Source organism: Phreatobacter sp. (assembly GCF_022843985.1).
In the GTDB taxonomy this organism is placed as follows: Bacteria; Pseudomonadota; Alphaproteobacteria; order Rhizobiales; family Phreatobacteraceae; genus Phreatobacter.
In genome coordinates this window covers 17,830-43,374 of sequence record NZ_JALHMP010000028.1, presented here as the reverse complement: position 1 = coordinate 43,374, position 25,545 = coordinate 17,830, and the positions used below count along the sequence as shown (strand labels likewise).

The 25,545-nt window shown below is 67.9% G+C and carries 23 protein-coding genes and 1 pseudogene; 8 read left to right on the top strand and 16 right to left on the bottom strand.

The window, feature by feature from the left end; translation table 11 throughout:
* Positions 1-15: 15 nt before the first annotated feature.
* The 7 genes from Q0C57_RS17195 to Q0C57_RS17165 form a co-directional block, all read right to left on the bottom strand.
* Positions 16-1,455: a UDP-N-acetylmuramoylalanyl-D-glutamyl-2,6-diaminopimelate--D-alanyl-D-alanine ligase gene (locus Q0C57_RS17195; protein WP_296577996.1), complete on the bottom strand. Its 1,440-nt coding sequence runs from the start codon at positions 1,453-1,455 to the stop codon at positions 16-18.
* Positions 1,452-2,939 carry a UDP-N-acetylmuramoyl-L-alanyl-D-glutamate--2,6-diaminopimelate ligase gene (locus Q0C57_RS17190; RefSeq protein ID WP_296577994.1) on the bottom strand — a complete coding sequence of 496 codons (1,488 nt, stop codon included), beginning with the start codon at positions 2,937-2,939 and terminating at the stop codon, positions 1,452-1,454. Before Q0C57_RS17190 ends, Q0C57_RS17195 begins: the two co-directional genes overlap by 4 nt.
* 77 nt (positions 2,940-3,016) lie before the next feature.
* Positions 3,017-4,762 (bottom strand): penicillin-binding protein 2, encoded by a 1,746-nt coding sequence (locus Q0C57_RS17185; RefSeq protein ID WP_296577992.1) that lies wholly within the window; start codon positions 4,760-4,762, stop codon positions 3,017-3,019.
* Positions 4,762-5,160 carry a hypothetical protein gene (locus tag Q0C57_RS17180; RefSeq protein WP_296577990.1) on the bottom strand — a complete coding sequence of 133 codons (399 nt, stop codon included), beginning with the start codon at positions 5,158-5,160 and terminating at the stop codon, positions 4,762-4,764. Before Q0C57_RS17180 ends, Q0C57_RS17185 begins: the two co-directional genes overlap by 1 nt.
* Positions 5,157-6,134 carry a 16S rRNA (cytosine(1402)-N(4))-methyltransferase RsmH gene (gene rsmH / locus Q0C57_RS17175; RefSeq protein ID WP_296577987.1) on the bottom strand — a complete coding sequence of 326 codons (978 nt, stop codon included), beginning with the start codon at positions 6,132-6,134 and terminating at the stop codon, positions 5,157-5,159. Before rsmH ends, Q0C57_RS17180 begins: the two co-directional genes overlap by 4 nt.
* A gap of 351 nt (positions 6,135-6,485) precedes the next feature.
* Positions 6,486-7,274, bottom strand: coding sequence for an N-acetylmuramoyl-L-alanine amidase (locus tag Q0C57_RS17170; RefSeq protein WP_296577984.1), 789 nt, complete (start codon positions 7,272-7,274; stop codon positions 6,486-6,488).
* Complete coding sequence (locus tag Q0C57_RS17165) at positions 7,271-7,999, bottom strand: TerB family tellurite resistance protein (protein WP_296577981.1); 729 nt, start codon at positions 7,997-7,999, stop codon at positions 7,271-7,273. The genes Q0C57_RS17170 and Q0C57_RS17165 overlap by 4 nt, the downstream gene beginning before the upstream one ends.
* A 154-nt stretch (positions 8,000-8,153) precedes the next feature.
* On the opposite strand from Q0C57_RS17165, the gene Q0C57_RS17160 reads away from it, so the two are divergent.
* On the top strand, positions 8,154-8,495 hold the full coding sequence (locus Q0C57_RS17160) for a DHCW motif cupin fold protein (protein ID WP_296577978.1): 342 nt from the start codon (positions 8,154-8,156) through the stop codon (positions 8,493-8,495).
* 12 nt (positions 8,496-8,507) lie between these two features.
* On the opposite strand, the gene Q0C57_RS17155 is transcribed toward Q0C57_RS17160, so the two are convergent.
* From Q0C57_RS17155 to Q0C57_RS17135, 5 genes are all read right to left on the bottom strand, one after another.
* Positions 8,508-9,149 (bottom strand): GNAT family protein, encoded by a 642-nt coding sequence (locus tag Q0C57_RS17155; RefSeq protein WP_366937846.1) that lies wholly within the window; start codon positions 9,147-9,149, stop codon positions 8,508-8,510.
* A complete protein-coding gene (locus Q0C57_RS17150; protein WP_296577975.1) occupies positions 9,146-10,414 on the bottom strand; it encodes a pitrilysin family protein in 1,269 nt (422 codons plus the stop codon). Before Q0C57_RS17150 ends, Q0C57_RS17155 begins: the two co-directional genes overlap by 4 nt.
* Before the next feature lie 68 nt (positions 10,415-10,482).
* The gene (locus tag Q0C57_RS17145; RefSeq protein ID WP_296577973.1) at positions 10,483-11,409 is read right to left on the bottom strand and encodes a hypothetical protein; all 927 of its coding nucleotides are present in this window, start codon (positions 11,407-11,409) and stop codon (positions 10,483-10,485) included.
* 409 nt (positions 11,410-11,818) lie between these two features.
* Positions 11,819-13,237, bottom strand: coding sequence for an amidase (locus Q0C57_RS17140; RefSeq protein WP_296577971.1), 1,419 nt, complete (start codon positions 13,235-13,237; stop codon positions 11,819-11,821).
* A gap of 155 nt (positions 13,238-13,392) precedes the next feature.
* The gene (locus tag Q0C57_RS17135) at positions 13,393-14,379 is read right to left on the bottom strand and encodes a tripartite tricarboxylate transporter substrate binding protein (protein WP_296577969.1); all 987 of its coding nucleotides are present in this window, start codon (positions 14,377-14,379) and stop codon (positions 13,393-13,395) included.
* Between the two features lie 217 nt (positions 14,380-14,596).
* On the opposite strand from Q0C57_RS17135, the gene Q0C57_RS17130 reads away from it, so the two are divergent.
* The 5 genes from Q0C57_RS17130 to Q0C57_RS17110 all read left to right on the top strand — a co-directional run bounded on the left by Q0C57_RS17130 (position 14,597) and on the right by Q0C57_RS17110 (position 19,560).
* Complete coding sequence (locus tag Q0C57_RS17130) at positions 14,597-15,259, top strand: GNAT family N-acetyltransferase (protein WP_296577968.1); 663 nt, start codon at positions 14,597-14,599, stop codon at positions 15,257-15,259.
* Between the two features lie 314 nt (positions 15,260-15,573).
* Positions 15,574-16,956, top strand: a complete 1,383-nt coding sequence (locus Q0C57_RS17125) for an aminotransferase (RefSeq protein ID WP_296577966.1) — start codon at positions 15,574-15,576, stop codon at positions 16,954-16,956.
* 113 nt (positions 16,957-17,069) lie between these two features.
* Positions 17,070-18,065, top strand: coding sequence for a flagellar motor protein MotA (locus Q0C57_RS17120; RefSeq protein WP_296577964.1), 996 nt, complete (start codon positions 17,070-17,072; stop codon positions 18,063-18,065).
* Positions 18,065-19,093: a peptidoglycan -binding protein gene (locus Q0C57_RS17115; protein ID WP_296577962.1), complete on the top strand. Its 1,029-nt coding sequence runs from the start codon at positions 18,065-18,067 to the stop codon at positions 19,091-19,093. Before Q0C57_RS17120 ends, Q0C57_RS17115 begins: the two co-directional genes overlap by 1 nt.
* Complete coding sequence (locus tag Q0C57_RS17110; RefSeq protein WP_296577960.1) at positions 19,090-19,560, top strand: GNAT family N-acetyltransferase; 471 nt, start codon at positions 19,090-19,092, stop codon at positions 19,558-19,560. The genes Q0C57_RS17115 and Q0C57_RS17110 overlap by 4 nt, the downstream gene beginning before the upstream one ends.
* On the opposite strand, the gene Q0C57_RS17105 is transcribed toward Q0C57_RS17110, so the two are convergent.
* Positions 19,514-21,337, bottom strand: a complete 1,824-nt coding sequence (locus tag Q0C57_RS17105) for an ABC transporter transmembrane domain-containing protein (protein WP_296577958.1) — start codon at positions 21,335-21,337, stop codon at positions 19,514-19,516. The genes Q0C57_RS17110 and Q0C57_RS17105 overlap by 47 nt on opposite strands.
* 150 nt (positions 21,338-21,487) lie before the next feature.
* On the opposite strand from Q0C57_RS17105, the gene rpmE reads away from it, so the two are divergent.
* Positions 21,488-21,718 (top strand): 50S ribosomal protein L31, encoded by a 231-nt coding sequence (gene rpmE, locus Q0C57_RS17100; RefSeq protein ID WP_296577955.1) that lies wholly within the window; start codon positions 21,488-21,490, stop codon positions 21,716-21,718.
* Positions 21,719-21,946: 228 nt separating this feature from the next.
* On the top strand, positions 21,947-22,135 hold the full coding sequence (locus Q0C57_RS17095) for a hypothetical protein (RefSeq protein ID WP_296577953.1): 189 nt from the start codon (positions 21,947-21,949) through the stop codon (positions 22,133-22,135).
* Between the two features lie 169 nt (positions 22,136-22,304).
* Here Q0C57_RS17095 and Q0C57_RS17090 read toward each other — a convergent pair whose 3' ends face one another.
* The 3 genes and pseudogenes from Q0C57_RS17090 to Q0C57_RS17085 all read right to left on the bottom strand — a co-directional run bounded on the left by Q0C57_RS17090 (position 22,305) and on the right by Q0C57_RS17085 (position 25,539).
* Positions 22,305-22,940 carry a hypothetical protein gene (locus tag Q0C57_RS17090; protein ID WP_296577951.1) on the bottom strand — a complete coding sequence of 212 codons (636 nt, stop codon included), beginning with the start codon at positions 22,938-22,940 and terminating at the stop codon, positions 22,305-22,307.
* Positions 22,941-23,399: 459 nt separating this feature from the next.
* Positions 23,400-23,768, bottom strand: a pseudogene (locus Q0C57_RS21165) (TniQ family protein); the annotation flags it as partial.
* A gap of 16 nt (positions 23,769-23,784) precedes the next feature.
* On the bottom strand, positions 23,785-25,539 hold the full coding sequence (locus tag Q0C57_RS17085) for a TniQ family protein (RefSeq protein ID WP_296577949.1): 1,755 nt from the start codon (positions 25,537-25,539) through the stop codon (positions 23,785-23,787).
* Positions 25,540-25,545: the final 6 nt, after the last annotated feature.

Here is a 25,545-nt window from a genome sequence, read left to right as displayed (position 1 = left end):
CGCCGCGGCGGACCGTCAGACGGCCCCCTGGTGCTCGTCGGCCGGGACGGGCGGGAATTTCTGCTTCAGCGTCTCGACGAGCTGCGCCATCAGGCTGCCGCGCGAGCCCTTGACCATGGCGACGTCGCCGGCCCGGAGCGCGCGGATTACCAGGGCACCGAGTTCGGCGGAGGTTGCGGCCCAGGCGCCGCGCCGGTGCGCCGGCAGGGCCTTCCAGAGGTTTTCCATCAGCGGCCCGGAGCAGAAGACGAGGTCGATGCCGGCCTTGTCGACCGCCTCGGCGAGGCCGGCATGGAGTTCGGCGGCCTCGGGACCGAGTTCCAGCATGTCGCCGAGGACGGCGAGGCGGCGGCCTTCCGGGCCTTTCGGTGCCGTGCCGAGCACGGCGAGCGCGGCGCGCACCGAGACCGGGTTGGCGTTGTAACTCTCGTCGAGCAGGGTGAAGGAGCCCGAGGCGAGGCGCCGCTGGCTGCGCTCGCCCCGGCCGGCGACGGCGCGCGTCTCGCCGAGCGTCAGGGCGGCAAGGGCGAGATCGGCGCCGGCGAGCTTGGCGGCCGCGAGGATGGCGAGCGAGTTCATCACAAGGTGCCGGCCGGGCGAGCCGAGCTTGTAGGTGACGTCGGTCTGCATCACCCGGGCGAAGACGGTCGAACAATCGGCGGCGAGGACGGCGCGGAGCAGGCGGATGTCGGCCTCCTCGTGCTCGCCGAAGGTGACGATCGTCTCGATGCCGGCGGCGCGCGCCGCCCGGGCGAGCCGCTCGAAATGCCGGCTGTCGCGCGGCAGGACCGCCGCACCGCCATGTTCGACACCGGCGAAGATCTCCGACTTGGCGTCGGCGATGGCCTCGATCGTGCCGAGGTTCTCGATATGCACGGCCTCGACATTGGTGATGACGGCGACGTCGGGCTTCACCATGCGGCTGAGTGGCGTGATCTCGCCGGCATGGTTCATGCCGATCTCGAAGACGCCGAACTGGCTCCCGGCCGGCATGCGGGCGAGCGTCAGCGGCACGCCGATATGGTTGTTGAAGCTCTTCGGCGGCGCGTGGGTGCGGCCCTCGCGGGAGAGAACATGGGCCAGCGCCTCCTTGGTGGAGGTCTTGCCGATGGAGCCGGTCACCGCGACGATCCTGGCGGCGGTGCGGGCCCGGGCGACGGCGCCGGCCTTTTCCAGCGCCTTCAGCGGGTCGGCGACGACGATATAGGCGCCGGGAGGGGCCGCCTGCGCCCAGTCCTGCGACACCACGGCGACCGCCGCGCCCTTGTCGAGCGCCGCCTGGACGAAGGCATGACCGTCATGGGCGAGGCCCTTGATGGCGACATAGGCCTCGCCGGCGACGAGGCTGCGCGTGTCGATGGAGATGTCCGAGACCGTGGCGGCCGGTTGGCCGGTCAGGCGGCCGCCCATGGCGCGGGCCAGCGCTTCGGTGGTCCACAGCGGCGGCTGGGTCATGCGGCGGGCCCTTTCACGGCGGGGCTGGAGGAGGAATAGGCGCGGATGGCGGCGGCCGCGACCTCGTGGTCGGAGAAGGGCAGCGTCGTGGCGCCGACGATCTGGCCGGTCTCGTGGCCCTTGCCGGCGATGACCAGGAGATCGCCCGCCGCGAGGTCGCGGATGGCGGCGCGGATCGCCTCGGCGCGGTCACCGATCTCCTCCGCGCCGGGGGCAGCGGCAAGGATCTGGGCGCGGATCGCCGCCGGGTCCTCGGAGCGCGGATTGTCGTCGGTGACGATGACGCGGTCGGCCTTGTCGACGGCGATGCGCCCCATCATCGGTCGCTTGCCGGGATCGCGGTCGCCGCCGCAGCCGACCACCACCACGAGGCGACCGGTGGCGAAGGGGCGGGCGGCGTCCAGCACGGTCTCCAGGGCGCCGGGCTTGTGGGCATAGTCGACGACGACCGGGGCACCGTCCTTGGCGCCGACGAATTCGAGGCGGCCCCTGGCCCCCTCGAGGCTGGTGAGGGCGGCGAAGGCCCGGTCCGGGACCATGCCACAGCCGATGGCGAGCCCCGCCGCAACCAGCGCATTGTCGATCTGGAAGCGGCCGAGCAGGGGAATGCGGATGGCATGGCGGCGGCCGAAGGCGGCGATCTCGACCCGTTGGGCGGCGCCGGCAATGGCCTCGGAGAGGATGGCGATGCCGTCGGCGGCGAGCGCCGGATCACGGCCGATGACGATGAGCCGCTGGCCGCGCGCCCGCGCCGCGGCGATGAAGGGCTCACCCTCGGCGCCCGCCATGACGACGGCGGTGCCGGTCGCCGGCAGGAGATCGGTGAAGAGCCTGAGCTTGGCGGCGCGATAGGCCTCGAACGTGTGGTGATAGTCGAGATGGTCGCGCGACAGATTGGTGAAGCCAGCCGCCCGGATGCGCACCCCGTCGAGCCGGCGCTGGTCGAGGCCGTGCGAGGAGGCCTCGAAGGCGACATGGGTGACGCCCTCGCCGGCGAGCGTGTCGAGCGTCTGGTGCAGCGTCACCGGGTCGGGCGTCGTCAGCCCGCCATAGACCTCGCCGGAGGGCCGGACGACCCCGACCGTGCCTATGGAGGCGGCCAGATGGCCTTCGGCGGCGAAGATCTGGCGCAGGAAGGCGGCGACGGAGGTCTTGCCCGAAGTGCCAGTGACGGCGGCGATGGTGCAGGGCTGGCGGGCGTGGAAGCGGCTCGCCGCCAGGGCGAGGCTCAGGCGCGCATGGGCGACGGCGACGACGGGGACGCCGCCGACCGCGGCCGGCGCATCGGTCTTGTCGGTGACGATGGCGGCGGCACCCGCCGCCGCGGCGGCGGCCGCATAGGCCATGCCGTCGGATTTCTCCCCTTTCAGCGCGAAGAAGACGGTTCCCGCCCCGACGGCCCGGCTGTCGGCGGTCAGGCCTGAGACGGCGAGGCCGGCGAGCGCCGGCGGCGCGTCCTCGGCGAGCAGGGCGGAAAGGTCCATGGGCGGCACGGGATTCGGCGTTCTCTGTTCGCGGATATCAGGTTGGCACTGTGGCGGCCATGGGGCGGCCCCGCGACTCAGCGTCCGGGCATGCGGTAGCCGGCCTGGATCGCCTGCATGGCCGGGGGCATGTCGAACCGCGGCTGCAGGCCGAGCAGCGGCGCGGAGCGGGCGATGATGCGGCCGGCCGTCGGCGAGGCGTTGAAGCCGGCGGTGGCCAGCCCATGGGTCTCCGGGATGCCCCGCGGCTCGTCGAGCATGACGAGGAGCAGGTAGCGCGGCTGGTCGGACGGGAAGATCGCCATGAAGGAATTGATGTTCTTGTCCTTGGAATAGCGGCCGCCGATGACCTTTTCCGAGGTGCCGGTCTTGCCGCCGACATAGAAGCCGTCGACCTCGGCGCGCCGGCCGGAGCCGCGCTCGGAATTGAGCCGCATCAGGAAGCGCATGGCCTGCGAGGTCTCGGGACGGATGACCTGGCGGGCGACGGCATTGGCCTCCTCCGCCGTGCGGCGCAGGAAGGTCGGCGGGATCAGGCGGCCGCCATTGACGAGGGCGGCGGTGCCCATCACCGCCTGGAGCGGCGCCACCGACATGCCGTGGCCGAAGGAGACGGTGGCGGCGGTGATATCGGCCCAGCGGCGCGGCACGAGCGGTGCGGTCGAAGGCCCGATCTCGGTGATGACGCGGTCGAACTGGCCGAGCCGGCGCAGGAAGGCGCGCTGGTGGTCGCCGCCAAGGGTCAGCGCCATGCGGCTGGTGCCGATATTGGAGGAGAAGGTGAAGACCTCGGGCAGGGTGAGGACACGCCGCTGGGCGTGGAAGTCCCTCACCTGGTGGCGGCCGACGGCCATGGGAAAGCGGGCATCGAGCGTCGAGTTGATGGTGAACCGGCCGGAATCCAGCGCCATGGCGGTGGTCAGCGACTTCATCACCGAACCCATCTCGTAAACGCCGGTGGTGATGCGGTTGGCGCGATCGAATCCGGCGGCGGTCGAGGGCCGGTTGGGGTCATAGTCGGGGATCGAGGCCAGCGCCACGACCTCGCCGGTATTGACGTTGACGAGGACGCCGGCGGCCGCCTTGGCACGGAACTTCTGATGGGCCTGCACCAGTTCGTCGCGCAGCACATGCTGGACGCGCAGGTCGATGGAGAGCTGAACCGAGGCCTGGTTGCGGTCGGTGATGAAGCCGGCGCGGTGCAGCTCCGCGAGGCCCTGGTTGTCGATGTAGCGCTCGATGCCACCGAGGCCCTGGTTGTCGACATTGACCATGCCGAGGACATGGGACAGCGTCGGCCCATTGGGATAGGAGCGCTTGGCCTCGCGCAGGAAGCCGACGCCGGGTATGCCGAGCCGGTGGATCTGGTCGCGCTGGGTCGGCGAGATCTCGCGCCGTAGCCAGACGAAGCCCCGGCCCGAGCGCAGGCGCTCGCGCACCTCGCGGGCATCGAGATCGGGCAGGACGGCGGTGAGCAGTTCGGTCGCCTCGTCCACGTCGAAACTGGCGGCGAGCTTCTTCGGCTCGGCATAGAGCGAGATGGCGCGCACGTCGGTGGCCAGCACCTCGCCATTGCGGTCGAGGATGTCCGGCCGGGTCGAGGACACCGCATCGGCGCTGCGCACGCCCGACTCGGACGTCCGGTCGTAGCGGACCACATAGAGAACCAGGCTGACGGCGATGGCGCCGTAGAGCGCGGCGAAGCCGAGCATGGCGAGGCGGACGCGTGCCTTGGCCTTCTTCAGTCGCTCCGATTGCGGACCGGCAAGCACCCAGGCGATGGCGTGGCGGACACGCATCAGGAAGGACGGCCGTTGGGTCATCAGCGGCCTCCTGCCGGGCGGCGTTGCGGCAGCGGCATGCCCGGCACCGACCCCGTCGTCACGGGATCGGCCCCGGAGCCCAGGGCTTCCAGCATGGAGCCGATCGGATCAGGGTCGATCACCGGCTTGTCGGGCAGACCCGCGAGGTCGTGCAACTGGTTGATGGCGAGCGGCCGCAGCCGCAGGTGCTTCTCGGCCAGCGCCTGCAGCCGGTCGGGGCTGTTGAGCTGCGCCCATTGGGCCTTCAGCTCGGCGATGGCCTCGCGCTCCTGCTTGATTTCCAGCTGCAGCTTGGCGACCTGCCCGGCATGGCGGGCCGCCTCATATTTGATGCTGTAGACATAGGCTGCCGCGGAGACGAGCGCCGCCAGAACCACGATGTTGAGGAGGCGCATCATCGGCGGGTCCTCGCGGCAGCGGCGGTGCGGGCGGCGGCGCGCAGCTTGGCGGAGCGGGCGCGCGGATTGACCCGGCTCTCGGCCTCGGAGGCCGCCACTGCCTTGCGGGTCAGGAGGGTGAAGGTCGGCTCGGGCGGCCGGCTCGCCGGGGCGTGGCGCGAACCGCCGGGGCTCTTGCCGGAGCGGTCGACGAGGAACTGCTTGACGATGCGGTCTTCCAGCGAGTGGAAGGTGACGACGGCGAGCCGCCCGCCCGGCTTCAGCACCCGCTCGGCGGCGTCGAGCGCGGCTTCGAGCTCGCCGAGCTCGTCGTTCACGGCGATGCGCAGCGCCTGGAAGGTGCGGGTGGCCGGGTGGATGTCGCCGGGCTTGGAGCGCACGACGCGGGCGACGATGTCGGCAAGGCGCCGGGTGGTGAGGATCGGCGCCACCGCCCGCTCGCGGACGATGGCCCTGGCGATGGGCCGCGACAGGCGCTCCTCGCCATAGGTGTAGATCAGGTTGGCGAGGGCGGTTTCCTCGAGCCGCGTGACGAGATCGGCGGCGCTCTCCCCCTCGCGCGCCATGCGCATGTCGAGCGGCCCGTCGAAGCGGAAGGAGAAGCCGCGCTCGGCCTCGTCGATCTGCATGGAGGAGACGCCGATGTCGAGAACGACACCGTCGACGGCCGGGTGGCCGCTTTCGGCGGCGATGGCGTCGAGCCGGGCGAAGCGGTCGTGGACGAGGGTGAGCCGGCCCGCATGGTGGGCGGCCATCCCGGCGCCGCCGGCAATGGCGGTCGGGTCGCGGTCGATGGCGACGACGCGGGTGGCGGCCGCCGCGAGGATCGCGTGGCTGTAGCCGCCGGCGCCGAAGGTGCCGTCGATGAAGACCTCGCCATCGGCAGGCGCCAGGGCGGCGACGACCTCGGCCAGCAGCACGGGCACGTGCCGGGACGTGTCTCCCGCGCCTCCCCTGCCACCTTCTGCCGTCATGCCGATCCTCCCGCGCACCGCGCCGACGGGGCGAGACCGGCGGTCGGACGGGCGCGTCCCTGCCGCCGGACGCGCGCGGGGGGCGCGCGTCTGTGGCGTCGGAATCGGCGGCTCTCGCAGGACCGGCATGGCATCACGGGCGTCGGTGACGATCACGACCCACCGGGCCTGTCCGCGGGCCTCGTGTCGTCAACGCCTCATTAACGCGGCTGGCCGTTAAGAAACGGTTTCCGGCAAGGATTTGGTGACCATGCTAGCGCCGTCACGGGCGATGCGGGGCTGCCCGCCGTCGAAGGTGGCACGGCTGACGCGGGACAGATCACCCCTGCCGCTGTGGCGCATGGCCTTTCGTCAGCGCGCCGCCAGGAGGTCGCGGAGCGTGCGCAGGGTCGAGGCGTCGGCGATACCGTCCACCCTCGCCTGCCGCCAGTGGCGCTGGAAGGCGGTGACCACCGCCTCGGTGGCGGCATCGAAGACGCCGGTCACCGTGAGGCCGTAGCCGGCCATGGCGAGAAGCGCCTGCAGCGCCTGGATGGGCGGGCCCTCCTCGCCGCGGCGGTAGGTCGGACCAGGCTGGAGCGGCGCGGGAGACACCCACAGGCCGACCCCCTCGTCGGCGAGCCGTCCCCAGGGAAAGAGCTCGCCGGGATCCTGCTTGCGGCCCGGGGCCGTGTCGGAATGGGCGAGAATGCCGGTGGGCGCGATGGCATGGCGGGTGAGGATGTCGCGCGACAGGTTGATCACGGCGGCGATCTGCGCCTCGGGAAAGGGCCGGTAGCCCCATTCATGACCCGGATTGACGATCTCGATGCCGATGGAGCGGGAATTGACGTCCTCGCGGCCCTGCCAGGAACCGGCGCCGGCATGCCAGGCGCGCCGGCCCTCGGCGACGCACTGGACGATCTCGCCGTCCTCGAAGACGACGTAATGGGCGGAGACACGCGGCGGGTTCGGGTCGCAGAGCCGCCGCAGCGCCGCCAGGCCGTCCGGCATGCCGGTATAGTGCATCAGCAGGATGTCGACGGGGGCGCGGCGCGCGTCGTGGTTCGGCGACAGCGCGAGGCCGCCGGCCCAGGGCGAATCGGGGCGCTCCAGCGGGCCGTCGTCGTGGTGGTGGTCGTGGTCGCAGGAGCCGGTCATGCGAAGCCCCTCGCCCGGCGCAGGGCATCATAGGCCTCGTTGATGGCGGCCATCTTGCCGGTGGCGATGGCGACGAATTCCGCGGGAACGCCGCGCCCGATCAGGCGGTCGGGATGATATTGCCGGACGAGAGCGCGCCAGGCCTGTTTGATCTCGCCGTCGGCGGCATCGGGGGCGATGCCGAGGACACGGTAGGGGTCGCGCGGGCCGGCAACCACATGGCGGGCCTCGATGCGGGCAAAGGCCGGCTCGGACAGGCCGAAAATGCTGGCGACCTCGGCGAGATAGGCCCGTTCGGCAGCATGGACGGCGCCGTCGGCGGTGGCGATGCCGAAGAGGCCGTCGATCAGGTCCTCCAGCGTGTCCGGCTCGTCCTTCAGGAGCTCGGCCAGCTGGCGGGCATAGGCGTCGAAGCCGGCGGTGCTCTGCTTGGCGAGGTCGAAGAGGCGGGCGACATGGGCCTCGTCCTCGGGAGCCACGGCCACCAGGCGGCGGAAGGCGGCGACCTCGTCGCGGGTGACCACACCGTCGGCCTTGGCCATCTTGGCGGCCAGCGCGATCAGCCCGATGGTGAAGACGACGGATTGCAGCGGCGGGCCCTGCTCGGGGGCCAGCAGGCGCTCGTCGACGATGAAATGGCCGGCCAGCGCGCCGAGCAGCGCGCCGATCGGTCCGCCCAGCATGAAGCCCGCGGCGGCGCCCGCCAGTTTTCCCCAGATGGTCATCGCTGCTGTCTAATCGCTTCGCCGCCATTCGGCAAAGGACGGCGCCACATTGCGTCGGCACATGGCAGCAGGCAAAGCCTCGCGGGAGGCCTTTCCCCGAGGACCCACCCTTCCCCCACCCGCAAGCCCAAAGCTCCCTTCCGAGGCCCCTCCCATGAAAATGACCGCCATTCCCTTCGGCACCGTCGACTGGTCCACGGTGGAGCCGACGCGCCATCCCGGCGAGGTCGGCGAGGCGCTCTGGCGCACCCGGCATTTCGGCCCGGCGGACAATGCCATCCGCGTCCGGATGGTGGAGTACACGCCGGGTTATGTCTCCGACCACTGGTGCTCGAAGGGCCATGTGCTCTTCTGCCTTGCCGGCGAACTGGAGACCACGCTGGAGGACGGCCGCGTCTTCGTCCTCAAGCCGGGCATGAGCTACCAGGTGGCGGACGGCGCCGAGGCGCACCGGTCGCGGGCGCCGCAGGGCGCGAGGCTGTTCATCGTCGACTGACGGGGCCGGGCCTCAGCCGAGCCGGTCGCCCTGCACGAAGGCGTAGAGCGCGTGGTCCATCCACGTGCCGTTGATGCAGAGATATTGCCGGGCAAGGCCCTCGCGGGTGAAGCCGACCCGTTCCAGCAGCCCCACCGAGGCGGCGTTCTGCGGCACACAGGCCGCCTCGACGCGGCGGAAGCCGAGGACGCCGAAAGCATAGGGGATCGCGGTGCGGACGCCGGCACTCATATAGCCGCGGCCGGCAAAGGCCTCGCCCATCCAGTAGCCGAGCGAGATGGTCTGGGCGACCCCGCGCCGCACATTGGTCAGCGTCAGTCCGCCGACGAGGGCGCCGTCCTCCTTGCGGTAGAGGAAGAAGGCATAGCCCTGGTCATCCCGCCAGTCCTGGCGGTAGCGGGCGATGCGGCGGCGGAAGGCCGTGCGGCTGAGGTCGTCGGGCGGCCAGGCCGGCTCCCAGGGCACGAGGAAGCGGCGGCTCGCCTCGCGCAGCCGCATCCAGGCGTCGTAATCGGCCATGTCGGGCATCCGCAGCATGACCTTCGGGCCGATGACCGGTTCCGGCGCGCTGTAGGCGAGGCCCACCGCCCGCAGCAGCGACAGGGGCCGGCCTGCTGACGATCGGGGCGCTGGAACCTTGGTCGTGGCGTTCATGTCGGCCGGAATTGTTCCGCCAGCTTCCGCACCTTGTCCAGCCCGCGTTTCGGACCGATCGCGGCAAAGGTCATCGGCGAGGAGCGCACCAGCCTTGCGCCGGCCGCGCGGGCCTCCTCGACGGTGACGGCGTCGATGCGCGCGGCGATCTCCGCGAGATCGAGGGTGCGGCCGAAGACGAGCACCTGCCGCGCCATCTGGTCGGTGCGCGAGGACGAGCTTTCGAGCGCGCCGAGCAGCCCGACCTTCATCTGCGCCTTGGCGCGGCCGACCTCGGCCTCGCTCGCCCCGTCCACCGTGGCGTTGAGCACGTCCATGGTGAGGTTGAACAGGTCGACGGCATCCGCCGGGTCGGTGCCGGCGGAGATGCCGAAGACGCCGGTATCGTTGTAGGACCAGTGGAAGGAGTGGATCTCGTAGCAGAGCCCCCGGTCCTCGCGCACGTCCTGGAACAGCCGCGACGACAGCCCGCCGCCGAGCAGGTTGTTGAAGACGCCGACGGCATAGATGTCGGGGTCGCGGTAGCTCATGCCCTCGAAGCCGAAGACGAGGTTGGTCTGTTCCAGCGGCCGGACGATGGTGGTCGCGCCGCCGCGATAGCGGGCGCTCTCGCAATCGGGCGGGGCCTCCTGCGGCAGCCTCTCGAAGGCCCGGGCGATGGCGTCGACGACCCGGTCGTGATCGACGGCGCCGGCCGCCGCCACCACGGCGCGCGGCGCTGCATAGGATCTGCCCATATAGGCGCGCAGCTTGTCCGGGGTCGCCGCCCGCACCGCCTGCGGCGTGCCGAGGATGGTGCGCCCCAGCGGCTGGCCGGGATAGGCCTCGGCGATGAAATGGTCGACGACGACGTCGTCCGGATCGTCCTCGGCGGCGCCGATCTCCTGGACGATGACGTTCTTCTCCTTGACCAGCTCGGCCGGGTGGAACTGCGGGTCGGTCAGGATGTCCGAGAGGATGTCGATGGCGACCGGCAGGTCCTCGCCCAGCACCTTGGCGAAGTAGGACGTGTTCTCCGAGGCGGTGGCGGCGTTGAGGTCGCCGCCGACAGCCTCGATCTCCTCGGCCAGGCCGCGCGGCGTGCGCTTGGTCGTGCCCTTGAAGGCCATATGTTCGAGCAGGTGGCTGATCCCGTGCTCGTCGCCGCGCTCGTCACGGCCGCCAACGCCGAACGTGACCTGGATCGAGGCGGTCTTGAGGTGAGGCGTGGCGTCCGTCACGACCGTCAGGCCGGAGGGAAGCGTCGTCATTCGGGTGGTGGTCATCGGCGCCGGGGTCATTGCCGCCGGGATCATCCCGCGGTCTCAGAGCCCCCGAACATAGTGAGGCGCGGTCAGAACCGGAAGCCACCGGAGAGCATGATCCTGCGCGAGACGATCCAGTTCTCCGAGCGGAGCGAGGCCTGGCCAACCGTGCCGGGCGTCGCGCCGGTGCCGGTGCCGGTCGCCGTGACCAGCGTCTGGCCGGCGAGATTCTGCAGCAGGTTCTGCGAGGGCGAGAACACCGCCTCGACCTCGCCGTCCAGCCGGACGAAGGCGCGGCCGATGGGCACCTCGATGCCGGCGCCGAAGACCGCCGAGGGCAGCCAGCGCGACGTGCGGCTCGCCACCCGCCCGCCGGTGGTGCAGGAGACCGGCGGCCCGAGCGTACAGGACCGCGAACCCGTGGCATCGAAATCGACCTGCTCGGTGAGCTGCGCCACGCCGAGGCCGCCGCGCAGGAACGGCATGAAGCCGGAGAAGGCATAGCCCCAGCGGCCGGTGACGGCGAGACCGCCGTCGAGGCTGGCGCGATAGGTGCCGGAGGCCGTGTTGGTATAGGCCGTCAGGCCGGGGATGGTGACGACGGTCGAGCCGCCGAGCCGGCCGGTGCCGCCCTCGCGCCCCAGCCGCCCGCGGAACTCGAGGCCGGAGATCCAGCCGTTCGGCCCGCCGGCATTCCAGCCGGCGAGGACATGGGCGGTCAGGCCGGCGAGGCCCGCCGACGTGCGGCAGCCCGACCCGCCGCCAACCGAGACCGGCCCGAGAAAGGGAATGCCGGCGCCCGGGCAGGCGAAGCCATCAACGATGGTGAAGTCGCGATGGGCCGGCAGCCCATAGCCGAGGCCGCCGGCGATATAGAACCCGCCGAAGCCGCGGTTGCCGGCGGCGACCGCGTCGAAATCGGGAATGGCGGAAGGACGGACGTCCTGGGCGGCGGCGGGAACCACCCCGAGACCGCAGCAGACCACGACGACGAGCCGCAAGGCGTGGCGTATCACGGCCATCTCTCCCAAGCTTTCGCGACCCGGCTCATGTTTAACACCGGGTGGACGGCTTCGGGCGAAAACCGCGGAACGGGGTGGATGGTCCGTTAACGACGCGGGCGGGCGCGCTTTTCGTTTGGAGCCGGACCCACCACCGTCATGCCCGGCCTTGTGTCGGGCATCCGCGAATTCTGCAGCCACTGCGGTGTTCAAGCCGTGGATGGCCGGGACAAGCCCGGCCATGACGGACGGGGGAATTCCCGCCTCGCCCCGCCGGGGAAAGGAGACGAGCGGCGCCCTGGACGTTCATTCTCCGACAGAGGCGCAGTTGTCGAACATGGTCAGAAACTACCCGACCAGCGCATCGCTGTCAATGACTAATTTCCTATAAAAGGACCATCGTCCGAAAAATCCGCCGAGGCGCTCAGCCCCGGGGATCGACCGGCCGCACCGACCCGATGCCGAGAATGTCCTCCAGGATCTTGGCGCCGGCCAGAACCCGGTCCTCGCCATGGGGACGGGCGGCGATCTGCAGGCCGATCGGCCGGCCGTCCCGGGTGAAGCCGCAGGGCAGCGACAGGGCGGGGCAGGAGACCGTCGTCAGCGCATAGGCGATGGAGAGCCACTGCACGTAGTCGGGGAAGGTGAAGCCGTCGCATTCGGCGACGAAGCGCTGCTCCACCGGATAGGCGGCGACGATGGTGGCAGGCGTCAGCAGCAGGTCGTAGCGCTCGAAGAAGGCGAGGGTCCGCTGCAGCATGGCCTGGCGCTGCGCCTCGGCGCGGGTCAGCTCGTCCATGGTGAGCTTCAGGCCCTTCTCGATGTTCCAGACGACCTCCGGCTTGAGCTTGTCGCGGTGGGTCTTGAGCAGTTCGAACTTGGTGGTGGCAAAGGCATAGGCGCGCAGCGTGCCGAAGCACTCGTGCACCTCGGAAAAGTCGGGATGGGCCTCCTCGACGATGACGCCGGCCTCCTTGAAGCGCTTGGCAGCGGCTTCGGTGATGGCGCGCACCTCCGGGTCGACCGGGGTGATACCGAGGTCGGGCGACCAGGCGACGCGCTTCGGCTTCCACGGGCCCTTGAGGATGGAGCGGAAGCTCTTGCGTGGCGCCGGCAGCGAGCGCGGGTCGCGGTGGTCGTCGCCGCTCATGGCGTCGAGCAGCAGGGCGAGGTCGGCGACGGTGCGCGCCATCGGGCCCTCGACGCCAAGGGTCGAGTCGATCTTGGTGCCGGGGGTGGCGGCGACGCGGCCCGGCGAGGGGCGCATGCCGACGATGCCGCAGAAGCTCGCGGGGTTGCGCAGGGAACCGCCCATGTCGGAGCCGTGGGCGAGCCAGGCCATGCCGGTGGCAAGCGCCACCGCCGCGCCGCCCGACGAACCGGCCGCCGAGAGCTTGGTGTTGTAGGGGTTCACGGTGGCGCCGAAGACCTCGTTGAAGGTGTTGGCGCCGGCGCCGAATTCCGGCGTGTTGGACTTGGCGTAGATGATGCCGCCCTGGGCCTCGAGATGCTCGACCAGGATGTTGGAGGCCTCCGGCACGAAGTCCTTGAAGATGGGCGAGCCTTGCGTCGAGAGGACGCCGGCGACGTCGGTGAGGTCCTTGATCGGCACCGGCATGCCCTGCAGGAGGCCCCTGCCCTCCTTCGGCTTCTTCATCAGGGCCCGTGCGCGTCGGCGGGCCCGGTCGAAGCACAGGGTTGGCAGGGCATTGACCTTGCCGTCGACGGCCTTGATGCGCTTTTCCAGCGTGTCGAGGAGGTCGATGGGCGTGACCTCGCCGGCCTTCAAGAGCTTGACGATGTCGGTAGCGCTCTTCTCGATCAGCGACAGATCGGCGGCCATGGACGTTTCCCCTCGGGTCCTCGAAAGCGGCGTGCACGGTGGCATTGCCGTACCCCCCACGGCAAGCGGGCCCGAGGGGCGGGGGACATGCGCGGGGGGAATGGGTGGCGGTCGCGCCATTCCCGGCGCGATGCAAAGCCCCGCGCCGCGAGGCCTCACTCCGTGCGGATATTCGCCTCGCGGACCAGGGTCGCCATCGCCGCGCGGCCTTCGGTCACGAAGCGCGCGAAGGCGTCGGGGCGCGAGGCGACGGGCACGCAGCCGATCTGCACCAGGCGCTCGCGCAGCGCCGGCTGGGCAATCGCCTCCGCCAGGGCGTCGTACAGGGCGGTGACGACGGGCGCAGGGGTGCCCGCCGGTCCGAACAGCCCGGCCCATTCGTTGGATTCGAAACCTGCGAAGCCCTGCTCAGCGATGGTCGGAATGTCCGGACGGCTTTCCACCCGGGTGAGCGTTCCGACGGCGAGGAACCGTGCGCGGTTGCTGTCCACCACCGGACCGGCGGAGACCAGCGTCGTGAACACCGCGTCGAGCGCCCCCGTCGCCAGATCCTGCGCCGCCGCCGCGCCGCCGCGATAGGGAACGTGGATCACCTCGATGCCGGCAGCCCGCGCGAAGGCGACAAGCCCGATGTGCCCTGCCGTCGCATTGCCCTGCGTGCCGACGGTGAGCTTCCCCGGCTGAGCCTTGGCGGCAGCCACGAATTCGCCGAGGGTCCGCGCCGGGAAATCGGCCTTCACCGCGATGGCCGAGGGGAAGGTCACCACCAGCGAGATCGGCGTGAAGGCGGTGGCGTAGTCGAAGGTCAGGCCGCGCAGCAGCGACGGATTCACGATGTGGCTCGACGCGTCCCACAGGAAGGTGTGGCCATCCGTCGCCCGCGCCGTCTCCGCCCCACCGAGGCTCCCGCTCGCGCCGGTGCGGTTCTCAACGACGAAGCGCTGGCCGAGCCGCTCGCCCATGTGGCCCGTCAGCACGCGCGCGGCGCTGTCCGCCGCGCCGCCAGCCGAGAAGGGCACGATGAGCCGGATGGGACGCTGCGGCCAGGCGCCCTGGGCGCGGGCGGCGAACGGGGCAAGGGCAAGGCCCGCTGCAGCGGCAATCGTCGCGCGGCGGGTCAGAGTGGCGGGGGACAGGGCCATGGTGGAGCCTCTCATTATGATGCGTTTCCTGTTGTTCGGCATAGGATGTCACGCCGCATCCGGTCAACCGAGGGCGTCGCACCGGATTGTCCAACCGGCCGGCTGCCCAACCGCATGGCGACCAGCGCCATCCTGCTCCGGCCAATCCGTCCTGAGCCTAGGCTCGCCCCCTCCGATGCGGTAGAGACTGGCGGCAACGGAAAACCCTGTTCATCCCATGGCCTCCGACAGCACGATCCCCGCCGACCTCGCCGACCCCGAACCGCAGGTGCGGGTGCGCCATCTCAACAAGCGCGACCTCAACCGCACCTGGGAGTTCATCAAGGCGGTGTTCCGCGAGGTGAACCGCTCGACGGTGGAGTACCAGCGGCCGAAATCGAAGAAGCGCTTCCTTGAGGTCTTCGACGAGAAGGGCATCGAGCAGTTGCTCTTCGTCATCCGCGTGGGCGGCAAGGAGCGGATCGTCGGCTATGCCGAATGCGCGCTCACCATCATCGGCACCGACAACTGGATGAACGAGCGCTATTTCCGCGCCCGCGACATGCGCCCGCTCTTCGTCGAGGAGCTGGCGGTGGACCCGGAGTTCCAGGGCCGCGGCCTCGGCACCTTCGTGCTGGAGCAGCTCGAACATCTCGCCCGGCTGCGCGGCTGCACACATCTGGTGCTGGAGGTGGCGGAGAACAACGAGAACGCCCTCAAGTTCTACCGCGGCCGCGCCTTCACCAAGCTCGACGCCGCCATCTTCCTCGCCAAGACCGTGGTGAGCGACCCGGAGATCCTGCCGCCGCGGCGGCTGAAGCGGCGCGAGCCGAAGACACGCACGGCGGCGACCAGCGCCACCGCGCCAGCCGATCCGAAGGAGACCCCGCCGGAAGGTTGAGGAGGGAGAAGAGATGCCCCACCCGCACCCTCCGCGCCGACGCGCTGACGCGCTGACGCGGGGAGGGAGACCATGATGTTCCGCTCATTCACGACGGCTGAGCCAGGCCCAGCCGATAGGGGCCGAACGCGACGCCGTGGTCTCCCTTGCCTCGTGAGAGGGGAGGTTACGGGTGGGCCAGTCATGCAGAAAGCCGTAACCCCAGATGGCGCCTGTCCCGCGCCGCGGTGCGGGAAAGCCCGCATTCCTCCCCTGCTTTGACACCAGCAGAGCCAATCAGGTTCACTCGGCCCATATCGATGCAGGAGGCCATCATGGCTTTGACCAATCTGCAGGTCCGCGACCTGGAAACCGTCCTTCACCCCTACACGAATCAGGCGACGATTCGCGACACCGGCACGCTGGTCCTGGAAAGGGCGAAGGGCATCTATGTCTACGATGTCGACGGCAAGCCCTATATCGAGGGCATGTCGGGCCTGTGGTGCACGGCACTGGGCTACGGCAATGAGGAGCTCGCCCAGACCGCCTACGAGCAGATGAAGAAGCTGTCCTTCACCCATCTGTTCGGCGGCAAGAGCCATGACCCGGCCATCGAACTGGCCGAGAAGCTGAAGGAGAAGGCGCCGGTGCCGATCTCCAAGGTGTTCTTCGTCTGCTCGGGCTCGGAGGCCAATGACAGCCAGGTCAAGATGGTCTGGTACATGAACAATGCGCTGGGCCGGCCGCAGAAGAAGAAGATCATCTCCCGCATCAAGGGCTATCACGGCGTCACCATCGCCTCGGCCTCGCTGACCGGCCTGCCGGCCAACCACACCGATTTCGACCTGCCGATCTCCGGCATCCTGCACACCTCCTGCCCGCACCATTACCGCTTCGCCCATGAGGGCGAGACGGAGGAGGAGTTCGCCACCCGCTGCGCCCAGGACCTGGAAGACATGATCCTGCGCGAGGGGCCGGAGACGGTCGCCGCCTTCATCGCCGAGCCGGTGATGGGCGCGGGCGGCGTCATCGTTCCGCCGGCCGGCTATTTCGAGAAGATCATGGCGGTCTGCCAGCGCTACGACGTCTACATGATCGCCGACGAGGTGATCTGCGGCTTCGGGCGCCTCGGCGAATGGTTCGGCTCCTCGGCGCTCGGCTACAAGCCGCACTCCATCTCGGTCGCCAAGGCCCTGACCTCCGCCTACATGCCGGTGGGGGCGGTGATGATCCCCGAGGAGATGTATCAGGCGACGATCATCGAATCGAAGAAGATCGGCACCTTCGGCCACGGCTTCACCTATTCGGGCCATCCGGTCGGCGCGGCGGTTGCGCTGAAGACCCTCGAGATCTACGAGCGCGACCGCATCATCGAGAAGTCGGCGGCCAAGACGCCGCAGTTCCAGGCGCATCTGAAGGCCCTCGCCGACCACCCGCTGGTGGGCGAGGCGCGCGGCATGGGCCTGGTCGGCGCCTTGGAGATGGTCGCCCACAAGCCGACCAAGAAGGCCTTCGAGCCCAAGGCCGGCATCGGCGCCTATGCCACCATGGTGGCGCAGGAAGAGGGGCTGATCATCCGCAATCTCGGTGATTCACTCGCCGTCTGCCCGCCGCTGATCATCACGCCGGAGGAGATCGACGACCTGTTCGACCGCCTGGCGCGCACCCTCGACCGGACGCTCGACAAGGTGAAGGCGGAGGGCCTGCTCGGCGCCTGAGCGCCGCCGCGCGGCGGCGAGGGGCCGCCGTCACAAGCCTGCCATAACCTCTGCTTCATTTCTGGGCCCGGTGGGGTTAACCTCCCGGAACCCACAACATTCGAAGAGTGCCGATGGCCCGCGAACTCGATCCCTTCAAGGTCTCGTCCCCGCGGATCTTCCTGTTCCGGATGCTGGTGTTCCTGGCGCTGGTCGGCCTCGTCGTCTTCGTCCTGCAGCGCGAAGTGCAGACCGCCTTCATGGCCAATCCGGGCCTCAACGGCGTCATCGTCGCCGTCGGCCTGATCGGCATCGTCCTGTCGTTCCGCCAGGTCATCCGGCTGTTCCGCGAGGCGCGCTGGGTCAACACGTTCCGCCTCGCTGATCCCGGCATCACCGTCCAGAGGCCGCCGATCCTGCTGGCGCCGATGGCGACCATGCTCGGCGCGCGGAGCGGGCAGATGGCGATCTCGACCGTCACCATGCGCTCGCTGCTGGATTCGCTCGCCACCCGTCTCGACGAGGGCCGCGAACTGGCGCGCTATCTGACCGGCCTGCTGGTCTTCCTCGGCCTGCTCGGCACGTTCTGGGGCCTGATCGAGACGGTGACCTCGGTCGGCCGGGTCATCAACAGCCTGTCCAACCAGGGCGAGCTCGGCACCATCTTCGAGGACATGAAGCGCGGCCTCGCCGAGCCTCTCGGCGGCATGGGCATCGCCTTCTCGTCCTCGCTGTTCGGCCTCGCCGGCTCGCTCGTCCTCGGCTTCCTCGACCTGCAGGCCAGCCAGGCGCAGAACCGCTTCTACACCGAGGTGGAGGACTGGCTGTCCTCGACCGTTCAGGACATGGCGATCATCAGCCCCGGCTCCGGCGACGGCGGATCGCCGCAGGTGAGCGTCGCCGACCTGCAGCGGGCCTTCGACCGGCTGCGCGAGGCCATGGGCGACGGCTCGTCGAACCAGCGCGCCAGTGCCGCCATGGCCAATCTGGCCGAGGGCATCCAGGGCCTCGTCACCCATATGCGCTCCGAGCAGCAGGTGGTGCGTGACTGGATGCAGGCCCAGTCCGCCGACCAGAAGGAGCTGCGGCGCCTGCTCGAACAGCTGCTACGCGAGAAGGGGTCGGTCTGATGGCCCTGTCGCGGTCACGCCGCGGCGAGCGCGGGATCGACTACTGGCCGGGCTTCGTCGACGCGCTGTCGACCTTCCTCCTGTCGATCATCTTCATGCTCTCCGTATTCATGCTGGCGCAGTATTTCCTGTCGCGCGACATTGCCGGCAAGGACGACGCCATGGTGCGGCTGCAGCGCCAGATCGCCGAACTTGGGGAATTGCTGCAGCTCGAGCGCGGCCAGCGGCAGACCCTGCAGGAGGGTCTCGCGGCCATTACCGCAACGCTCGGAACCTCGGATGTCGAAAGGCGGCGGCTGCAGAGCCTGCTGGAGGACGCCCAGGGCCAGGCCGGAGCGCAGATCGGGCGGGCCACCACGCTGGAGGCGCAGCTCGCCCAGCAGCGCCAGACGGCGCAGGCGGCACTGTCGCAGATCGAACTCCTCAACCAGCAGATCACCGCGCTGCGCCGGCAGCTGGCATCGCTCGAGGAGGCGCTCGGCGCCAGCGAGGCCCGCGACCGTGACGCCCAGTCGCGCATCACCGATCTCGGCCGGCGGCTCAACCTCGCCCTGGCCCAGCGCGTGCAGGAACTGTCACGCTACCGCTCGGAATTCTTCGGACGCCTGCGCGAAATTCTCGCCGAACGCTCCGACATCCGCGTTGTCGGCGACCGCTTCGTCTTCGGGTCCGAGGTGTTCTTCGGATCGAGCCAGGCGGAACTGGAACCGGGGGGACGGGCCGAGCTCGACAAGCTCGCCACCGCGCTGATCCAGCTCGAGAAGGACATACCGTCCGACATCGCCTGGGTGCTGCGGGTCGACGGCCATACCGACGCGCGGCCCATGCAGGGCGGGCGCTTCCGGTCGAACTGGGAGCTGTCGGCGGCCCGCTCCATCGCCGTCGTCCAGTATCTCATCGCCCGGGGGATCGCGCCGCAGCGGCTGGTGGCGGCCGGTTTCGGCGAGTTCCAGCCCATCGATCAGGGTGACGGGCCGGAGGCGCTCGCCCGCAACCGCCGTATCGAGCTGCGCCTCACCGACCGGTGACCTGGCCGATCGTCCCGTACCGGCCCAGCCTCAAGCCGGCCCTCGCCGACCTCTGGGTAACCGCCTGGGGGAAGGCCTATCCTCTCTACGATTTCGAGACGCGGCGGGGCTGGCTCCTCGACCGGTTCGCGGCGATGGAGACGGACGGTACGGCGATCCTGGTGGGGCTCGTGGATGAGGCCCCCGGCGGCTTCGTCACGGTCCATCCGGGTAGCGGCTGGATCGACCAGATGCTGGTCAGTGTCGACCATCAGGGGAGCGGTCTCGCCGCAGCGCTGATGGAGGCGGCCAAGGCCGCGGCGCCGGCGGGCCTGACGCTCGACGTCAACGCCGACAATGACCGCGCCATTGCCTTCTACCGCCGCCAGGGCTTCGTGCGGACCGGTGGCCGCGTCAACGAGCAGGGCCGCGCGATCGACCTCATGGCGTGGGCGCCGCGACCAGTTCCGCCGGTCCGGCGCTCTTGAACTGCAGTTCGGCGAGGCGCGCATAGAGGCCGCCGGCAGCCACCAGGGAGGCGTGGGTGCCCTGCTCGACGATGCGGCCCTGGTCCATCACGAGGATGCGGTCGCAATCGAGGACGGTGGCGAGGCGATGGGCGATGACCAGCGTGGTGCGCCCGGTCATCAGCCGCGACAGCGCCTCCTGGACCAGCGTCTCGCTCTCGGCGTCGAGGGCCGAGGTCGCCTCGTCGAGCAGCAGGAGCGGCGCGTCGCGCAGGATGGCGCGGGCGATGGCGATGCGCTGGCGCTGGCCGCCCGACAGCGTCACGCCGCGCTCGCCGATGAGGCTGGCATAGCCGTCGGGCATGCGCACGATGAACTCGTCGGCATGGGCCATGCGCGCGGCGGCGACCACCTCCTCGTCGGAAGCACCCGGCCGACCGTAGCGGATGTTCTCGGCCACCGAGGCGGCGAAGATCGCGACATCCTGCGGCACGAGGGCGATGCGGGCGCGCAGGGCCAGAGGATCGGTTTCGGCCACCGGCACGCCGTCGAAGCGGACAACGCCGCCCTGCGGATCGTAGAAGCGCTGGACGAGGGCGAAGAGCGTCGACTTGCCGGACCCGGAGGGGCCGACGATCGCCACCCGCTCGCCGGCCCTCACGGTGAAGGTAACGTCGTCGAGAATGCGCGTCTCGGCCCGCGAGGGATAAGCGAAGCGCACGGCGACGAAGGCGACCTCGCCGCGCGGCGGCTCGGGCAGCGGCAGGGGCCGCTCCGGCGCCGTGATGTCCGGGGTGACGGCGAGGATCTCGCCCAGCCGCTCAGCCGAGCCCGCGGCCTGGCTGATCTCGCTCCACACTTCCGAGAGCTGCGACAGGGCGCTGGCGGCGAAGACCGCATAGAGCACGAATTGCGACAGGCGGCCGCTGGTGATGGTGCCGTCGAGCACCTGCTGGGCGCCGGCCCAGAGCACGGCGACGACACTGGTGAAGACGAGGAAGATGATGACGGCCGTGAGGATGGCCCGGGCGCGGTTGGCATCGCGGGCCCCGGCAAAGGCGTCCTCCGCGGCCACGGAGAAGCGCTGCGTCACCGTCGCCTCGGCGGTGAAGGACTGCATGGTGCGCACGGCCTGGATGTTCTCGCTGGCATAGGCCGAGGCCTCGGCGAGCCGGTCCTGGGCGGCGCGGGAGCGGCGGCGGACATTGCGGCCGAAGGCGACGAGTGGCAGCACCAGGAAGGGAATGGCGCCGACCACGTAGAGGGAGAGCTGTGGCGAGGTGATCACCATCATGGCGACGGCGCCGGAGACCATGATGATGTTGCGGAGCGCCATGGAGATCGAGACGCCGAGCGCCGATTTCAGCTGCGTCGTGTCGGCGGTCAGCCGCGAGACGAGCTCGCCGGTGCGCGCGGTGTCGAAGAAGGAGGGCGAGAGGGTCGCCAGGTGATTGAAGACGCTGGTGCGGATATCCGCCACCACCCGCTCGCCGATCGTCGTCACCAGATAGAACCGCGCGGCCGAGGCCACGGCGAGGACGGCGGCGATGACGACGAGCATGCCGAAATACTGGTTGATCATCCCCTCGGCGGCGAAACCGAAATCGATCATGCGGCGGATGGCCAGCGGCACGGCGAGGGTGGCGAGGGAGGCGACGAGCAGGGCAAGGCCGGCGCCGATCATCATGCCGCGGTGGCGCAGCATGAAGGGCAGGAACTTCAGCAGCGGACGGAGTTTAGGCCGGCGCGTCGACGATGCGGCGGCAGCGCCTGCGGCGGGGATCTCAACGATGGACATGAATGGTGGACTCGCCTTCCCGTTCCTGATTATCGAACCCACGTCTTCGCTTGAAAAGGCGGTCGAGTTCCTTTAATAGCGCGGCTTCTCATCACAGGACACGACCCTTAGCGCCTGCCCTCCGAGAGCGGCGCCCTTCGAGGACGACCCATGAAGCCCGACATCCATCCCGACTACCACACCATCAAGATCGTGATGACCGATGGCACCGAGTACACGACGCGCTCGACCTACGGCAAGGAGGGCGACGTCCTCCAGCTCGATATCGATCCCAAGGTCCATCCGGCCTGGACCGGCGGCACGCAGCAGCTGATGGATCGCGGCGGTCGTCTGTCGCGCTTCAACCAGAAGTTCGGCGGCATCGGCGCGCTCAAGGGCTGATTTTACGGCCCTCTCGGGCGATCCTGACGAACCCCGGCCGAAAGGCCGGGGTTTTTTGCGTTCGTCCGTCGCCTTCGGCGCCCAGCTATGACGCCAGTGTCATGTTGCACTGCAATATCGTCGTTGCTCCCGGCCCGTCACTCGTCTAGAGCGCAGGAGGGAGACGACGCCTGACATGTGAGGGGATAGCCATCGAAGGGCGCCATGCGGCCTTCGGGAGATCATCGCATGCTGGAAGAGCTCATCACGCCGGGCGTCATTCGCAAGCTCTACGCCTGGGAGAGCGATCTCCTCACGGCGCATTTCCTGCGGCTCGACCCCGCGGCCCGCCATTGCCGCTTCGCCGCCGGCGTCTCCGACGAGACCGTCGTGGCCTATTGGTCACTCAATCAAAAAGCGAGAATGCGCACCTCGTGAAATTAGACACTTAGCGGAATCGCTTCAGCGATTCTCAGACCGCAAAATGCCCAAATACCCAGCGCGTCAAGCAAAAGGTGAGAATGCGATTCTCATCGGCCTGATGTCTGCAACAGTCCTATCGTCGATGGGATGCGAGCAAAACACTCCTCTGGACGATCCAGGCAGTTCAAAAGACGGTTAGGGAAAAGCCCGGCCTTCGGCGCAAGCGCGATTTAAACGGCTTCGCATCAATAAGCAGATCATAAAAGGAGTTTATCTCATTTGAGTATCGGAAGCATTCAATCTCACCGCGTTCAATATTTTCAATAATTTTCAGAATACCAACGCGGGACAATTTCCTGAACTTACTCAGGCTCATAACTTCAATTGAACTGTCATATTCAGTTGGATCGCACTGAAGAAAGACAGACATTTCACCTATGTATTGGATGAGCGCCCTCCACGACTTCTCACCAATTAGTGGACGTTTGCCGTTGTGCGTATTCGCCAGGAGTCCAGCATCGCGCAGTTGGCGAAGATCGCCAACCGTGAGTCCAAGGTGCTCGGCTAAAGCCCTCTGTGTCATACCTCCGCGATAGCGACTCCGCGGCGATATGTTACCCGCGTTGGTCTCAGCTCGCTCGATCTGGGCTATGGTGCCCATGTCGAACTCAAGCTGCCCCTCACCATTCTTTTCGAGAGCGCCCCGAAGGTGCTTTTCGTATCGGTCGACCAGGTCATGCGCGCGTAGTCCGGTAGTTCTTTCCGCTTCCGCCTCACTTATGAAGGCCTCCAGGCCCGGCAGGACTGGCTGGATAGACACCGCGGGTTCGTGGACATAGGGAAGATCGGCTAGGTGAAACCCTCGGAAAGATACGTTGCTGACCCTCACAAGGTGTCTCAGTCGAAGCTTCGCGTCGCGCGCCCATTCGGAGTCGCTTGGCGATGGCTTGCAACAGTCCACAAGCTGAGCCGTGAACCCGGCAAACTCGGGCAGGGGTATCTCGCTGCCTACAACAATGCTTTTGGCGAGATCCCGTCCGCGGCTGCTTCTGCCGGCTGCGCGGGAAACGTACCGCCAAGCGAACAGCCAATCCGATAAAGCATCAGGTCGTTGGCCGACGCGCAAAAATAAAGAGCTTAGCTGGAGGGCCAACTGTACATCGGTGTGTTCGACACCGAGCTCCTCACGTGAGGAAGCGCAACGGTGGCACTCAAAATTGCATTGGACCGCATCAAACAGGCCCACGCATCGTCTGCACCGATCAATCAGCCGCAGGCGATGGATTGGGCAAACCTCCAGCGCCACCAACTGCCACGTCCAGTGGGTCTGAGCGCCTGAGAGACAGGCCGCGCAAACCCTTGTTGATTTGAGATTGAGTATTTCCGACGGAAGAACGGCACCATAATATTCTATGGCGTCAAGCGAAACCCTTCTAGGCAATAACTTCCTGGCTTCGTCTTTGCTAAGTCCTGTATGATGCACCAGATCATTTGATCGTATGATATGATCCGACATCGATATGCTTGGTCGGAGCGCATCAGGCAAGGTGATGCGGCCGAAACCGTTGATCGCCGCAATCCTGGTTAGGTACTGATAAAGGCCCTCCTCCGGCTTTAGCAGCACTCGGGCCGTTAGTCGTTCCGTCATTCGATACCGCCGGACGTCAAGATTGCCAAACCGAGGCCAAGTCGTTCCGACGCCAGACGGCACTAATGCCAGCGTTGGAATTGGAAGGGACGATCGGCTGTATGCCCGCGCTCTTCAGGCGGCGCTGGATGCCGGCTGAACTCGTACCGCGTTCGCGGGCGAAGGACCTGATCGTGGAACAGGTAGCCGCGAACGCCTCAAGGGAGGCAGCACAGACTGAAAATCGCTCTTTGTTCGACCCCTTGATACAATTCGAAGCAAGAAGAATTGGAACGACGCGTGGATGCATGCCTATCCGTCGAGCAGCCTCTTTGACTGAAACGGAAGTGCCATTGTTGTCGTTGATCATTCCTTTGGATTGTATCATGCCGAAATCGTGTAGCGCTACCGCAGGCCCGGGAGTCGTTCTGAAAATCGTCACGCGCTGATCTAGCGCGGCTTGCAACAACTTCAGCAGTGAACCGCGGCCTCGCGTTTGCAATGCCGGTAGCGCCGTAGCGTCAGGCCGGATGGTCCCCACTGTTACTTGCGTCAATCTGTGGACGAGATTTTCGACGTCTTTCGGCCTATACCAATGCTTCTTACCCTCCCACTGAACCGGCACAACGAGCCCGCCCTTTCGCAGCTGCTCAAACTGGTACGAGGATATTCCAAGCAACCGCGAGGCCGCGCTGGCATCCAGCCGTGTCTTTCGCTCCTGCTCCGCTTCCTGCAAGGACTCTGTTCGAACCGCTGTTCGCCTCCGACCGGTCGGGCCTTGGACCACCCCATCAATAAGCCGACCGCCGACGAGCCGTCGGAGCGAAATCTGAGAAATCCCGAGCTTCGCCGAGGCGCATGATCCGTTTGTCCAGGCGGACTTGCCTATTGCCAGCATTTTCGACCGGCTCTGAAGGAGGTACTGCTCTGGGCATGAACCAATAAAGTTCCGAACGGCCAGCCAAACGGGATCGTAGATCGCCGATGAAAAGTGTCTTCTCATTGCGGGGAATAGCGAACCGAATGCCTGTTCCAGATTTGCGGCGTCATGAGTCCGCATGGAACCGAGCCATGTTTCGAACCCCGTGGGCCAGAACAATAGCGCCTCTGCAGCGTTACCCGAACTCTGCGGACGTTCAGTAATGGACTGAATGGCCTCTATGCCAGATTTGCGGCGCCTATTCGCCGACCAGGCGTCGATGAACCAAGCGAGGCGGCAGTACGCCGCCAAATCGTCAACTGGTCCGTCTATGCTCCCCGAGCCGCTGGCCAGTGTGAGGATGTTGGTCGAGAGCGCGAGGCTGGCTTCGGGTGGAGCCTTTCCCGAGCTTTGATAGCCGAGCCCGCAACTGCACATCGATGGGCCGCTTCGCCACCATGATACGGCCAATCCACATTCGCAGTGCGTAACGAGCAATAACTGATGAATTGGGCAACACGTGACGCCCTGGATGTCCCAGCAGGGGTTCAAACCATGCCCGTCAGAGAGGCAAGCGATACAGACCCGAGGCTGCCTGACAGTCCAGTATCGAACAGGCAAGCCGCTGCGTCCGACCGGCAACCGACCCTGTTTGTAGCCGTCCCACCATTCGGCTTGAAAGCTCCAGTCCGTCGAAGAATGACGCCAAAGATGCGCCACGGATGAAAGCTCAACACGGGTGGTCAGGAGCTTTCTATGCAGCCCGAGCTCAACACGTAGAGAATTAAGTCCTTGATATCCGTTCGCATGGGCGACACGAAGCAGATAAGCCGCGAGGAACTCTGTGGGACGCGGCGTAAGGTGAATGAGCATCTGTCG

Excerpts from the sequence above, each read along its gene's own strand:
- Q0C57_RS17170 (WP_296577984.1), bottom strand. The coding sequence starts at position 7,274 with ATGACCGGCTCCTGCGACCACGACCACCACCACGACGACGGCCCGCTG.
- Q0C57_RS17195 (WP_296577996.1), bottom strand. The coding sequence starts at position 1,455 with ATGACCCAGCCGCCGCTGTGGACCACCGAAGCGCTGGCCCGCGCCATG.
- rsmH (WP_296577987.1), bottom strand. The coding sequence starts at position 6,134 with ATGACGGCAGAAGGTGGCAGGGGAGGCGCGGGAGACACGTCCCGGCAC.
- Q0C57_RS17165 (WP_296577981.1), bottom strand. The coding sequence starts at position 7,999 with ATGACCATCTGGGGAAAACTGGCGGGCGCCGCCGCGGGCTTCATGCTG.
- Q0C57_RS17185 (WP_296577992.1), bottom strand. The coding sequence starts at position 4,762 with ATGACCCAACGGCCGTCCTTCCTGATGCGTGTCCGCCACGCCATCGCC.
- Q0C57_RS17130 (WP_296577968.1), top strand. The coding sequence starts at position 14,597 with ATGGCCTCCGACAGCACGATCCCCGCCGACCTCGCCGACCCCGAACCG.
- Q0C57_RS17095 (WP_296577953.1), top strand. The coding sequence starts at position 21,947 with ATGCTGGAAGAGCTCATCACGCCGGGCGTCATTCGCAAGCTCTACGCC.
- Q0C57_RS17120 (WP_296577964.1), top strand. The coding sequence starts at position 17,070 with ATGGCCCGCGAACTCGATCCCTTCAAGGTCTCGTCCCCGCGGATCTTC.
- Q0C57_RS17105 (WP_296577958.1), bottom strand. The coding sequence starts at position 21,337 with ATGTCCATCGTTGAGATCCCCGCCGCAGGCGCTGCCGCCGCATCGTCG.
- Q0C57_RS17135 (WP_296577969.1), bottom strand. The coding sequence starts at position 14,379 with ATGGCCCTGTCCCCCGCCACTCTGACCCGCCGCGCGACGATTGCCGCT.
- Q0C57_RS17155 (WP_366937846.1), bottom strand. The coding sequence starts at position 9,149 with ATGAACGCCACGACCAAGGTTCCAGCGCCCCGATCGTCAGCAGGCCGG.
- Q0C57_RS17085 (WP_296577949.1), bottom strand. The coding sequence starts at position 25,539 with ATGCTCATTCACCTTACGCCGCGTCCCACAGAGTTCCTCGCGGCTTAT.
- Q0C57_RS17180 (WP_296577990.1), bottom strand. The coding sequence starts at position 5,160 with ATGATGCGCCTCCTCAACATCGTGGTTCTGGCGGCGCTCGTCTCCGCG.
- Q0C57_RS17125 (WP_296577966.1), top strand. The coding sequence starts at position 15,574 with ATGGCTTTGACCAATCTGCAGGTCCGCGACCTGGAAACCGTCCTTCAC.
- Q0C57_RS17140 (WP_296577971.1), bottom strand. The coding sequence starts at position 13,237 with ATGGCCGCCGATCTGTCGCTGATCGAGAAGAGCGCTACCGACATCGTC.
- Q0C57_RS17190 (WP_296577994.1), bottom strand. The coding sequence starts at position 2,939 with ATGGACCTTTCCGCCCTGCTCGCCGAGGACGCGCCGCCGGCGCTCGCC.
- Q0C57_RS17160 (WP_296577978.1), top strand. The coding sequence starts at position 8,154 with ATGAAAATGACCGCCATTCCCTTCGGCACCGTCGACTGGTCCACGGTG.
- Q0C57_RS17150 (WP_296577975.1), bottom strand. The coding sequence starts at position 10,414 with ATGACCACCACCCGAATGACGACGCTTCCCTCCGGCCTGACGGTCGTG.
- rpmE (WP_296577955.1), top strand. The coding sequence starts at position 21,488 with ATGAAGCCCGACATCCATCCCGACTACCACACCATCAAGATCGTGATG.
- Q0C57_RS17115 (WP_296577962.1), top strand. The coding sequence starts at position 18,065 with ATGGCCCTGTCGCGGTCACGCCGCGGCGAGCGCGGGATCGACTACTGG.